Raw genomic sequence first — 12,021 nt, 5'->3', positions numbered from 1 at the left:
GACCGTGGGGGAGCGCGCACGACGTGAGGTTCCCGGCACCGGGCCCGCTGGCGGTAACGTCTGTCACCACGGGGTATCCAACGCACCCGCCCCGGAGGGGACTTCGTGGGTATCGAGAGCGACCAGGTCGTCTACGAGTATCTGAGCCGCGTCGGTGACGTCGCGCAGCAACGCCAGCTGCCCTCGGTCACCCGGATGCGGCTGGTGTCCGAGCTGCGCAACGAGATCGACCGACGGCGCGCCGGAGCCACCGCCGACACTCCCGCCGCCGTCCAGCGCATCCTGAAGGGCCTCGGCAGCCCGGAAGAGGTCGTCGCCGCGGCCGGCACCGGCGCCGGTGTCCCCCGGGCACCGTCCACCTCCGTACCCGTACAGCGCGACCACGAGGACGATCTGCGGCCCAAGGGCCTGCGCCGGGTCGTACCGCGCCCACGCCTCACCAAGGCCGCGCCCGCACCGGAACCCGACAACGCCGCCGCCCCGCCGCATCTCGCGAGCGCGGCCGAGCTCGGCGACAGCGTGCTGCAGCCCGACTGGTGGCGGACGGAGGGCAACGGCTTCGCGCTCGGCGACAGCGTCCCCGGGTTCACCGGCGGGGTGGAGATCCCGGAACTGCTCAAGCCCCCGCCGCCGAAAGAGCCCCCGAAGGCGCTCCAGAAGGAACCGGAGCCGGTGGTCGCACCGGCCGTCGAGCAGGCACCGGAAGCCCCCGCCCGCCGGCGCCGAGTCGTCCCCCGCCTGCCCACCGGGGGCTGGTCCAACCCGCTCCTCCTGATCGCCGCCGCGCTGCTCGTCGTGGGCGCCGTACTCGGCAACTGGTTCGCGCTGCTGCTCGGTTGGCTCATCGCGTACGCCTCCCGGCGGCTGACCGACGCGGAGACGAAGTGGGCGGTGATCGGCATGCCGACGGCGGCCGTCGTGGCCGGCATCGTCTGGCTGTGGGGCAGGAACACCGGCCGCTGGGGCATCCCCATCGCGCAGGGCCACATGAACGACGCCATCTCCGAGACCTGGCCGTGGGTGGTGCGGGGCGCGGCCGTCGCGTCGGCGCTGTTCCTGGTGTGGCGCTCGCAGCGGCAGAGGTAGGAGGCAGGACGGGGGCACGACCGCAGGTCCTTCACGGGCACTGGGCACAATGGCCCATATGACCTCGCGCGCCCAGCACTCCGCCCCGCCCGCCCCGACCGTCGGCTTCGACCTGGACATGACCCTCATCGACTCCCGGCCCGGTATCCACGCCTGCTATCTGGCGCTGGCGGAGCGGACGGGGACGTACATCGACGCCGAACTGGCGATCACCCGGCTCGGCCCGCCGCTCGCCGACGAGTTGGTCAACTGGTTCCCGGCGGACCAGGTGCCCGCCATGTCCGACCTGTACCGCGAGATGTACCCCTCGATCGCCATCGCCGCGACCCCCGCGATGCCCGGCGCCCGCGAGGCGATAGCGGCCGTGCGGGCGGCCGGTGGGCGGGCGGTCGTCGTCACCGCGAAGTACGAGCCCAACGCGAAGCTGCACCTCGCTCATCTCGGCATCGACGCCGACGCCGTGATCGGCGACCTGTGGGCCGAGCGGAAGGCGGAGGCGCTGCGCGAGGAGGGCGCGAGCGTCTACGTCGGCGACCACGTCGGGGACGTGCGCGGTGCCCGCGGCGCCCAGGCGCTGTCGGTCGCGGTCACGACCGGGCCGTGCGATGCGGAGGAGTTGCGGACGGCCGGTGCGGATGTCGTGCTCGGCGATCTCACCGAGTTCCCGCGATGGCTTTCGGACTACCTCGTGACGCGCGCCTGACGCCGCCCGGCGGCGACGGACCGGAGTACGCCGGCGGCCGCGAGCAGAAATCCGACGCCCATGAGCATGCTCAAGAGGTACATGTACGTCGGAAAAGGCGTCGTGTGGAGCAGCAGCGGTACCACGGTGACGAGTGTGGCCACCGCACCGACGAAGAAGACGATGGCACCGGCACGGATCAGTCGGTCACCGGCCACGGCGGAATTCGTTTGGGTTTTGTCACGCACTCGACCAGGGTAGTTCCCTGCGCACAGGAACAGTCCGGCGACGTCTTGTCACCGGCCTGAAGACCATTAGCCTTGGTACCGGCAGTTCCCCAGCGTTTTCCGAGCAGTTTTCCGACGAGTACGAGGACGAGGACAGACGTGCCCACCGGCAAGGTCAAGTGGTTCAACAGTGAGAAGGGCTTCGGCTTTCTCTCCCGCGACGACGGCGGCGACGTCTTCGTCCATTCCTCGGTACTGCCCGCCGGAGTTGACGCCCTGAAGCCCGGACAGCGCGTGGAGTTCGGGGTCGTCGCCGGTCAGCGCGGCGACCAGGCACTCTCGGTCACGCTGCTCGACCCGACCCCCTCGGTCGCGGCGGCCCAGCGCAAGAAGCCGGACGAACTGGCCTCCATCGTCCAGGACCTGACGACCCTCCTCGAAAACATCACGCCAATGCTGGAACGCGGCCGCTATCCCGACAAGCCCGCGGGCGCGAAGATCGCGGGCCTGCTGCGTGCGGTGGCCGACCAGTTGGACGTATAGCCGCTACACAGCCCGATCTACGGAAATTCGAGCGCGTTCGGCCCGAGGGGCGGCACCAGCCCCTCGGCCGCCGCACGCGTCAACAGCCCCCGGACCGCGGCATAGCCGTCCTCGCCGAGGTCGGCGGTGAACTCGTTGACGTACAGGCCGATGTGCTGGTCGGCGACGGACGGGTCCATCTCCTGGGCGTGTGCCATGACGTACGGGCGGGAGGCCTCGGGGTCGTCCCAGGCGGCGCGCACGGACAGCCGGATCGAGTCGGCGAGCAGCGTCAACGCGTCCGCGCCCAGGGACCGTCTGGCGATGATCGCGCCCAACGGGATCGGCAGCCCCGTCGTGTCCTCCCAGTGCTCGCCCATGTCCGCGAGCTTGTGCAGGCCGTAGTTCTGGTACGTGAAGCGCGCCTCGTGGATGACGAGCCCCGCGTCGACCTTCCCGTCCCGCACGGCCGGCATGATCTCGTGGAACGGCATGACGACGATCTCGCCCACCCCGCCCGGAATCGTGTCCGCCGCCCAGAGCCGGAACAGCAGATACGCCGTCGACCGCTCGCTCGGCACCGCGACCGTACGACCCGTCAGGTCCCCGGGCCCACGGGTGAGGACCAGCGGCCCGCAGCCCCGCCCCAGCGCGCCCCCGCAGGGCAGCAGCGCGTACTCGTCGAGAACGTACGGCAGCACGGCGTACGACACCTTCAGCACATCCAACTCACCGCGCTCGGCCATGCCGTTGGTGATGTCGATGTCCGCGAAGGTCACGTCGAGCACGGGCGCGCCCGGCACCCGGCCGTGCGCCCACGCGTCGAAGACGAAGGTGTCGTTCGGGCAGGGGGAGTAGGCGATCTGCAGACGCTGCTCACTGGTCATACGGGTTCCAACTCTCCAGTACGGGCGCGCACTTCCCGAATCCCTCGGTCAGGGCCGCGAGCGCGTCGCCGATGCGCCAGGCGGCGCGGTCGCGCGGGCCGACGGGGTTGGAGACCGCGCGCAGTTCCAGGACGGGCACGCCGTGGGCGACGGCCGCCTCGGCCACGCCGAAGCCCTCCATCGCCTCCGCGAGGGCCCGGGGGTGGCGGGCGCGGAGTTCCGCGGCGCGGGCCGCCGTTCCGGTCACCGTGGACACGGTCAGTACGGTTCCGGGGCGGGCGCCGGTCGCGGTCGCCAGCGCTCGTACGAGTGCGGCCGGCGGACGGTGGGTGACGGTGCCGAAGCCGAGTTCGGTGACCGGGAGGAACCCGTCGGGGGTCTCCGCGCCCAGGTCGGCGACGGTGATCTCGTCGGCGACCACCAGGGAGCCGACGGGCGCCTCGGGCTGGAAACCGCCGCCGATCCCGGCGGAGACGACGAGGTCGTAGCGGGCGCGGGCGAGGGCCGTGGCGGTGGCGGCGGCCGCGGCGGCCGGGCCCACCCCGACGGCGATGACACTGATCCGGTTACCGGTCAACGCCCGTGCCACCGCGTCCCGTTCGGCCGGGACGGCGGTGGCGACGAGGACGCGTGGGGACGACGTGGTCAGGAGTCCTTCTTGAACTTGAAGGACCAGATGCCCTTGACCGTCTTGTCGCCCTCCTTGATGGAGACGACGGTGGAGTTGCCGGTCGCGCCGTACTGGGTGTTGAAGAACACGCTGCCCGGGATCGTCCGGTAGGTCTTCTTGCTGGAGTCGGTCAGCGGCTGACCGTTCATCAGGATCGTCCAGCCGTTGTCGGCGATCTTCGGGTCGACACCGAAGCGCACGGTCTCGTCCGGGTCGACCGAGATCGACGTGGAGGCCTTCAGGCACTTCGCCAGCTCCGCGGTCTTCACCGCGTCGCCGTCGTTGTAGCAGGTGGCCTCCGTGTGGACCGAGTTCCTCCCGACGGTGATCGTCGAGATCGGCGTCGGCTTGTCGCATGCCGACAGGACGAGCAGTCCGGCGGAAACGGCGCCGGCGGCGGCGACGGCGCGGCGGCGTCGCACAGCGGATTGCATGGTCATGGGGCGAAGGTTATCGGGCCCGTCCAGTCCTCCCCCCACGTGGGGTGCGGCGTGCCGGGCCGGGCACCGAGGGTTAGGCCACTCGCGGGCGTCCGGTACCCCCGTGCCGGGCCGAGGCGAGCAGGCCGCGCAGGGTGGTCAGCCAGCCCAGGGCGATGACCGCGGCGGCCAGCGTGAAGCCGAGGGCGCCGTTCAGCGGCATCACGATGCCGATCGCGCCGCCCAGCACCCAGGCCATCTGGAGCATCGTCTCCGAGCGCGCGAACGCCGACGTACGCACCAGCTCGGGCACGTCCCGCTGGATCAGCGCGTCCAGGGACAGCTTGGCCAGCGCCTGGCAGAACCCCGCCGTGGCCGCGAGGCAGGCGACCAGCACAGCCCCGAAGAAGATCGCCGCCGTGATCGCCGCGCCCAGCACGACCGCCATCACCGTCACGATGATGATCTCCGGCGCCCGCTGCCGCAGCCAGGACCCGACCGCCGTACCGAGCGCGTTGCCCACGCCCGCCGAGACCGCGACTATGCCCAGCGACACGGCCGCGCTCTGCCCGGTCATCGGGTGCTCGCGCAGCAGGAACGCGAGGAAGAAGGTCAGGAAGCCGGACAGCCAGCGCAGCGCCGCGTTGGCGCCCAGCGCGTGGGTGACGGCGATGCCGACCGTGCGCAGCCCCGGACGCTTGACCTCCTTGGGGTGCGGGCCGTGCAGATGGTTCTCGTCGGCCGCGAGCAGCGCCGTGTCCTCGCCCTTGGCGGAGTCGACCTTGGGGTCCAGGAAGAAGCACAGGACCGTGCCCGCCACGAAGATCACGAAGGCGCCGTAGAGCGGCCAGGGGTCGCCGATGGCGTGCAGGCCGCCCGCGATCGGGGCGGCGACGCCGGTGGCGAGGAGCCCGGCGAGGGTGACTCTGGAGTTGGCCTTCACCAGGGAAATGCGGGGCGGCAGCAGCCGGGGCACCACGGCGCTTCTGACGACGCCGTACGCCTTCGAGGCCACCAGGGCGCCCAGGGCCGCCGGATACAGCTCCAGGCTGCCGCTGGCGACCGCGCCGGAGATGATCAGCGCGAGGAGCGCGCGGGCCAGCATCGCGGCGGCCATCGCGGCGCGGCGGCCGTGCGGGAGCTTGTCGAGGAGGGGCCCGATCACCGGCGCGAGAACAGTGAAAGGCGCCATCGTGATCGCGAGATACAGGGCGACCCGCCCCCGCGCCTCATCGGTCGGTACGGAGAAGAAGACGGTCGACGCGAGGGCGACGGTGATCATGACATCGCCGGCGCCGTTCACCGCGTGCAGCTCGATCAGCCGGCCGAGGCCCGACTCGCCCGCGCCGTGCGCGTGGGTCGCCTTGCGGATGCCCCGGGCGGTACCGGTGACGGGGAAGTGCAGGGCACGACCCATCGCGCGGACGGAACCGCCGACCCGGCCCGAACCGCCACCTCGGATGTTCCCCTTGGCTCCACCGACACCGGTGGCACCTTGGGGCGACCTCGCGGCTGCCACCCCGTCATAGTGCCCCGAGAACGGTGCGAGTAGTGGCGTTACCGCACGTATGGCGGCCTGCCGGGGTGGATTCAGTGTCGTTGCACAGGTCTTCGGTGACGGTCCCGCAGGTCTCTGTCAGGTCTCTCTTCGACCGCCGCGCACCGCCCAAGGGACCGTCGGTGTGGGCGCATGGCCCGGGAGAAGGTAGCGTGCGTAGCGCGCCGTGGCGATTGTTCTCGGCCGCGCGCCTCTCGGCCATCCCGCACAATGGATGGCGTAGGCGCGCCCGAGCGCGATCGGGCGCGGACGTCGACGCGGCCCTCCACCAGTGCCCCCAAGGGCCTGGTACATGTCTTTCAGCCGCTCCGTCCGCTCCCTTCGCCGCAACAGGCGCACCCGTGAGACGGCGTAGGAGAGAAGCGATACCTGTGAGCGCAGCGACCACGCGAAGCCGCACCCCCGACCGCCTGTGCGCCGAGGCCGTCGACCTCGCCCGTGCCGCAGCCGAGGAGGCCGCCGCGCCCGGCGTGGTCGGCGAGCACGCGGGCTTCGAATCCGAGGGCGACCGTGTGGTCACGCACTTCTTCGAGTGCAAGGAGTTCGGCTACCGGGGCTGGCGCTGGGCGGTGACTGTCGCGAGGGCGTCCCGCGCGAAGCTGGTCACTCTGGACGAGGTAGTCCTGCTCCCCGGCCCGGATTCCCTCCTCGCCCCCGAATGGGTGCCGTGGAGCGAACGCCTGCGCCCCGGCGACATGGGCCCCGGCGACCTGCTCCCCACCGACGCCGAGGACCTGCGCCTGGAGCCCGGCTACACCGGCGAGGACGAGCCCCCGCCGAACTCGGCGGTCTCCGAGGAGATGGCGGAACTGGTCGAGGCGGAGGACGCGGAGGTGACGGCCGGGGTGCCCGCGGCGCTCCCGTTCGCGCCGACGCGCGGCTCGATCGCCTCGGTGGCGGAGGAACTCGGCATCCGCCGCGCCCGGGTCCTCTCCCGCTACGGCCTGCACGTCGCCGCCGACCGCTGGGAGGACGGCTACGGCCCCAAGACCCCCATGGCCCAGGCGGCCCCGGCGGCCTGCGTCAGCTGCGGCTTCCTGGTCGCCATCGGCGGCTCCCTCGGCCAGGCCTTCGGCGTCTGCGCCAACGAGTTCTCCCCGGCCGACGGCCACGTGGTGTCTTTGTCCTACGGCTGCGGCGGCCACTCGGAAGCAGCCGTCATGCCCAAACCGCCCCAGCCCCCCGCCCCGGTGATCGACGAGACGATGGTCGACCCGTTCCCGCTGCGGCCCGCGGCGGACTCGGGGTCGGTGCCGGTGGGCACAGACGCGGAATCGGCGGAGTTGGGGCACTCGTAGGGTTGGGAGTGCGGGGCGGGAGACGTGATCTGGACGACGTAGACGCGTTCGCTGCGTACCACGACCTGGTACGTGAACATCCCATCGGGGACGATGACGTCGCTCCCCTTCGGATCGATCCCCTCGTGGGCGCGGCCGTGGATGTGGAATGCCTCGGCGGCCCTGACCAGTTCAGCGGCTTTGCGTTCCACGGCGGCGAGGAATTCTGCGGAAGCCGTTCGGGCGGCTTCTTCGGCACCGAAGGCGTACTCCCCTTTCCAGCTCACCCGCGAACAGCCTTCATCGTCTCGGGCGCGGCCTGCACCTCACCCGCCGCATCGGCATCTCATCGGCCACCGTCTGCCACCACACCACCGTGCTGCCTGACGCCGGGCTCATCACCACCCACCGCACCGGCACCAGCGCCCATCACCTCTCCACTCCGCTCGGCAGCCGGCTCCTGAACGGCCCGCCCGCGTGCGACCAGCAGTCTTTGAGCACCATCGAAGCTGGTAGGCGAAGGCAGGCGGAGCGCCAACCATAGGTACCGGGTTCGTTGCCCCCGCCCATCTCCCGTGCTTGGCTCGCCCGATGAATCTTCTCTTGACGGCGAGTGGCCTGCGCAACGAGACGCTGCGGGAAGCGCTCCGGGACATGCTGGGCAAGCCGTTCGGGTCGGCGAACGTCGTGTTCGTTCCTACCGCATCCCTCGCCGAGCCCGGGGACCACACATGGCTCGTCGCGGACCTGAACCGGCTGCACGGCCTCGGCTGGCGGGAGTTCGACGTCCTGGAGCTGAACGGCCTGCCCCGGCAACTGGTGCTAGACCGGCTGCTCCGCGCCGACGTCATCTACGTCGAGGGCGGCAACCACTACCACCTCGCGCGCAGCATCACCGGCAACGGCCTCGCCGACGGCTTCCTGGAGGCGCTGGAGAACCGGGTCTACGTAGGGGTCAGCGCCGGATCGATGATCTTCAGCCAAAACCTCACCGCGCACTCCGCCGACGTCATCGGGGACACGGCCGACCTCCACCTCCTCGGCGCGACGACCGTGGAACCGCCGTTCGCCCTCTTCGACTGGTACCTCAAACCCCACCTGTACTCGCCGGACTTCAGCGAACGAGACGACACCTGGGCCGACCGCATCACCGCACGCGCGGACTTCCCGATCTACTTCATCGACGACGACACGGCCCTCCGCGTCAGGGACGGCGAGGTGGACGTAGTCACCGAAGGGCGGTGGCGATTCCACCCGTAGCCACGCGAGGCGAGAAGCACCAGGCACCCGCAGCCGCCAACGAGCGGGAGCGGGTCGTGGCGGTACGGCGCAGCCCGCCGCCTTAGCTGGTCCCCACGCCGTCGACTGTGGCAACAAGCAGAGGGGCGCAACCGGCGGCGGGCTGCGCCGTACCGCCCCGACCCCGCCCCCCCACCACCCGCGGGCGAAAACACAGCAACCCCCTACGCGCGGTACCTTCATCGCGACGTCGATGAGGAGAGTGAACGTACGTGAGTAAGTTCGTGCGGCCCGCTGCCGAGGGTGCCGACCCGTTCGGGACCGCCCGTCTGCGGCGTGGGGTGCTCGACGCCTGGGCGACCAGCCCGGCCCGGTTCCGGGAGGACGCCAACGCCGAGGAGGACCTCGTCCTCGGCGGCTACCGGGACCGGCTCGTCGTCGAGCTCGCGCAGAACGCCGCCGACGCCGCCGCCCGCGCAGGCGTGGCCGGCCGCCTCCGGCTCACCCTCCGCGACGGCGTCCTGTGCGCCGCCAACACCGGCGCCCCCCTCGACGCGGCCGGCGTCGAGTCGCTCTCCACCCTCCGCGCGTCCGCGAAACGCGACGCGGGTGACAGCGCCGTAGGCCGGTTCGGCGTCGGCTTCGCCGCCGTCGTCGCCGTGACCGACGAACCCGCCCTCGTAGGACGCCACGGCGGTGTCCGCTGGTCCCTCGCCGAGGCCCGCGAACTCGCCGACGAGACCGCCCGGCACAGCCCGGGCCTCGGCACCGAGATCCGCCGCCGAGACGGTCACATCCCCCTCCTCCGCCTCCCGTTCGCCGCCGTGGGCAGCGCCCCCGACTCCTACGACACGGTCGTCATCCTCCCGCTGCGCGACAGCGCCGCCGAGGACCTCGCCGAGCGCCTCCTGAACGCCGTCGACGACGCCCTGCTGCTCGCCCTGCCGGGGCTTGCGGAGGTCGTGATCGAGGTCGGCGACGCCGCGCCCCGCACCCTCACCCGCCGCGGCGACCGCGCCGACACCGTCGTGGACGACAGCCGGGACGGCACCACCCGCTGGCGCACGGTCTCCGCACACGGCGAACTCGCCAAGGAACTCCTTGCAGACCGTCCCGTCGAGGAGCGGCAGCGGCCCTACTGGTCCGTCACCTGGGCCGTGCCCGTCGACGCCGACGGCACCCCGGCCCGCCCCCGCACCAGCCCCGTCGTGCACGCGCCCACACCCAGCGACGAACCCCTCGGCGTACCCGCGCTGCTCATCGCCTCCCTCCCGCTCGACACCACCCGCCGCCACGCCGCCCCCGGCCCGCTGACCGACTTCGTGGTGGAGCGCGCGGCGGACGCCTACGTCGAACTCCTCGCCGCCTGGCGGCCGGTGACCGCCGGCATCATCGACCTCGTGCCCGGCCCCCTGGGCAAGGGTGAGCTGGACGGCACCCTGCGCCAGGCCATCCTGGAGCGGCTGCCGCGCACCTCCTTCCTGCCGCCCGCCGTCGAACCCCCCACCGACGACTCGGAGTTGCCCGAGTCGCTACGGCCCCGGGACGCCGAGGTCGTCGAGGGCGCCGGCGCCGACACCGTGCGCGTCCTCGCCGAGGTGCTCCCCACCCTCCTCCCCGCCGGCCTCGAACGCCGCGTGGAACTACGGACGTTGGGCGTCGCCCGGGTCCCGCTCACCGACGCCGTCGACCGGCTGGCCGGCCTGGAGAAGGACCCCGCCTGGTGGCGGCGGCTCTACGACAGCCTCGCGGGCGTCGACCCCGACCGGCTGTCGGGACTGCCGGTACCGCTCGCCGACGGGCGGACGACCATCGGGCCCCGCCAAGTCCTCCTCCCCACCCCCGACTCCGCGCACGTCGAACCCGAAGTCCTCGCCCGGCTCGGCCTCAAGGTCGCCCACCCGGACGCCGCACACCCCCTCCTGGAGAAGCTCGGCGCGCTGCCCGCCACGCCCCGCGCGGTTCTCACCACACCCCAGGTACGGGCCGCGGTGGCCGCCTCCCTCGACGACGAGGGCGGCGCCGTATGGGACGAACCCACCCCGGACGCCGAGGAGTTGGCCGACACGGTGCTCGCCCTCGTCCGGGACGCGGGCCTGGAACCCGGCGACGAACCCTGGCTGGGCGCGCTCGCCCTGCCCGACGAGGACGGCGAACTCGCACCCGCAGGTGAACTCGTCCTCCCCGGCAGCCCGTTCGCCCAGGTGATCCGCGAGGACGAACTCGCCTTCGTGGACGCGGAATTGGCAGAACGCTGGGGCGAACAACCCCTCGCCGCCTGCGGAGTCCTCGCCAACTTCGCCCTCGTCCGCGCCACCGACGTAGTCCTCGACCCGGACGAACTGGAGCCCCGGGACAGCGACTTCGCGGAACCGGACGACCCCGGCCTGCTGGACTCGGTGGACGTGTGGTCGGAGGACGTGCTCGACCGCTTCCCCGACACCCCCGTCCCGCCCGTGGCCACCGAACTCGTAGCGGTCCGCGACCTGGACCTCGTCGACGACGACCGCTGGCCGCAAGCCCTCGCCCTTCTCGCCCAGCCGCCCCTCCGCGACGCGATCACCCAACAGATCCGCATCCTGCTCCCCGACGGCTCCTACGAGGTCGTACGGCCCTACACGGCCTGGTGGCTGCGCGGCCACCCGGTGCTCGACGGCCGCCGCCCGGCCGGCCTGCTGGCGTCCGGCGGCGACCCGCTCCTCCGCGGCCTCTACGACGAGGCCGACGCGACCGGCTTCGACGACGAACAGGTACTCCGCGCACTCGGCGTCCGCACCTCGGTCGCCGCCCTCCTCGACGAGCCCGGCGGCGCCGCCGAACTCCTCGACCGCCTCGCCGACCCGGACCGCGAGGTCACCGGCGCCCAACTGCACGCCCTGTACGGCGCATTGGCCGACCTGGACCCCGAACAGGTCACCCTGCCGGACGACTTGAGGGCCGTGGTCGACGGCGAAGTGACGGTCGTGGACGCGGCCGACGCGGTGGTGGTCGACTCACCCGACCTGCTCCCGTTCACAGCCGGCATCCCCTTGCTCCCCGTACGCCCGTCCCGGGCCGCCGAGTTGGCCGAACTCTTCCAGGTCCGGCGCCTCAGCGAGTCCATCACCGGAGAGGTCACCTCCGAGGGCACCGAACACGACGTACCGGACTCCGTCCGCGTCCTCCTCGGCCCCCTCACCCCCGCGACCTACGTCGAACACGAGGAACTCGTCGTGGACGGAGTGGAGATCGACTGGCGCCGCACCCGCGACGGCGTGCTGCACGCCTCGACCCTGGAGGGCGTCGCCGCAGGCCTCGCCTGGGCGGCGGGACAGTGGCCCCGGCGCTTCGAGGTCGCCGCACTGCTGGAGGACCCGTCCCGGACGGAGGAACTGGCCCGGGACCGCTGGTTCGACTGAGCGGGGGCGTGATCTCCCTTCCGTCGCACGTCTGACCTGCTGGGCCAACTGGCCCC

11 protein-coding genes are annotated in these 12,021 nt (G+C 72.1%); 6 read left to right on the top strand and 5 right to left on the bottom strand.

Annotated features, from left to right (window positions below):
- Positions 1-105: 105 nt before the first annotated feature.
- Both OH768_RS22995 and OH768_RS22990 read left to right on the top strand, forming a co-directional pair.
- Positions 106-1,086 carry a hypothetical protein gene (locus OH768_RS22995; protein WP_406456446.1) on the top strand — a complete coding sequence of 327 codons (981 nt, stop codon included), beginning with the start codon at positions 106-108 and terminating at the stop codon, positions 1,084-1,086.
- A 49-nt stretch (positions 1,087-1,135) separates the two neighbouring features.
- Positions 1,136-1,789: an HAD family hydrolase gene (locus OH768_RS22990; protein WP_406456444.1), complete on the top strand. Its 654-nt coding sequence runs from the start codon at positions 1,136-1,138 to the stop codon at positions 1,787-1,789.
- On the opposite strand, the gene OH768_RS22985 is transcribed toward OH768_RS22990, so the two are convergent.
- A complete protein-coding gene (locus tag OH768_RS22985; RefSeq protein WP_399115492.1) occupies positions 1,768-2,016 on the bottom strand; it encodes a hypothetical protein in 249 nt (82 codons plus the stop codon). The genes OH768_RS22990 and OH768_RS22985 overlap by 22 nt on opposite strands.
- Positions 2,017-2,154: 138 nt before the next feature.
- Between OH768_RS22985 and OH768_RS22980 the strand changes: the two genes are divergently transcribed.
- Complete coding sequence (locus OH768_RS22980) at positions 2,155-2,538, top strand: cold-shock protein (RefSeq protein WP_019057239.1); 384 nt, start codon at positions 2,155-2,157, stop codon at positions 2,536-2,538.
- Between the two features lie 17 nt (positions 2,539-2,555).
- On the opposite strand, the gene OH768_RS22975 is transcribed toward OH768_RS22980, so the two are convergent.
- The 4 genes from OH768_RS22975 to OH768_RS22960 all read right to left on the bottom strand — a co-directional run bounded on the left by OH768_RS22975 (position 2,556) and on the right by OH768_RS22960 (position 6,012).
- The gene (locus OH768_RS22975; protein WP_406456441.1) at positions 2,556-3,404 is read right to left on the bottom strand and encodes a 1,4-dihydroxy-6-naphthoate synthase; all 849 of its coding nucleotides are present in this window, start codon (positions 3,402-3,404) and stop codon (positions 2,556-2,558) included.
- On the bottom strand, positions 3,394-4,080 hold the full coding sequence (locus tag OH768_RS22970; protein ID WP_406465407.1) for a futalosine hydrolase: 687 nt from the start codon (positions 4,078-4,080) through the stop codon (positions 3,394-3,396). Before OH768_RS22970 ends, OH768_RS22975 begins: the two co-directional genes overlap by 11 nt.
- Complete coding sequence (locus OH768_RS22965) at positions 4,050-4,514, bottom strand: hypothetical protein (protein ID WP_019072517.1); 465 nt, start codon at positions 4,512-4,514, stop codon at positions 4,050-4,052. The genes OH768_RS22970 and OH768_RS22965 overlap by 31 nt, the downstream gene beginning before the upstream one ends.
- Before the next feature lie 73 nt (positions 4,515-4,587).
- Positions 4,588-6,012, bottom strand: a complete 1,425-nt coding sequence (locus OH768_RS22960; protein WP_406456438.1) for an MFS transporter — start codon at positions 6,010-6,012, stop codon at positions 4,588-4,590.
- Between the two features lie 410 nt (positions 6,013-6,422).
- Between OH768_RS22960 and OH768_RS22955 the strand changes: the two genes are divergently transcribed.
- The 3 genes from OH768_RS22955 to OH768_RS22945 all read left to right on the top strand — a co-directional run bounded on the left by OH768_RS22955 (position 6,423) and on the right by OH768_RS22945 (position 11,965).
- Complete coding sequence (locus tag OH768_RS22955; RefSeq protein ID WP_406456436.1) at positions 6,423-7,349, top strand: DUF3027 domain-containing protein; 927 nt, start codon at positions 6,423-6,425, stop codon at positions 7,347-7,349.
- A 570-nt stretch (positions 7,350-7,919) separates the two neighbouring features.
- Positions 7,920-8,588 carry a Type 1 glutamine amidotransferase-like domain-containing protein gene (locus tag OH768_RS22950; protein WP_406456434.1) on the top strand — a complete coding sequence of 223 codons (669 nt, stop codon included), beginning with the start codon at positions 7,920-7,922 and terminating at the stop codon, positions 8,586-8,588.
- A gap of 251 nt (positions 8,589-8,839) precedes the next feature.
- A complete protein-coding gene (locus OH768_RS22945) occupies positions 8,840-11,965 on the top strand; it encodes a sacsin N-terminal ATP-binding-like domain-containing protein (protein ID WP_406456432.1) in 3,126 nt (1,041 codons plus the stop codon).
- Positions 11,966-12,021: the final 56 nt, after the last annotated feature.

The sequence above is a fragment of the Streptomyces sp. NBC_01622 genome, assembly GCF_045209635.1.
Taxonomy (GTDB): Bacteria; Actinomycetota; Actinomycetes; order Streptomycetales; family Streptomycetaceae; genus Streptomyces.
This window is presented reverse-complemented; position numbering and strand designations above follow the sequence as displayed.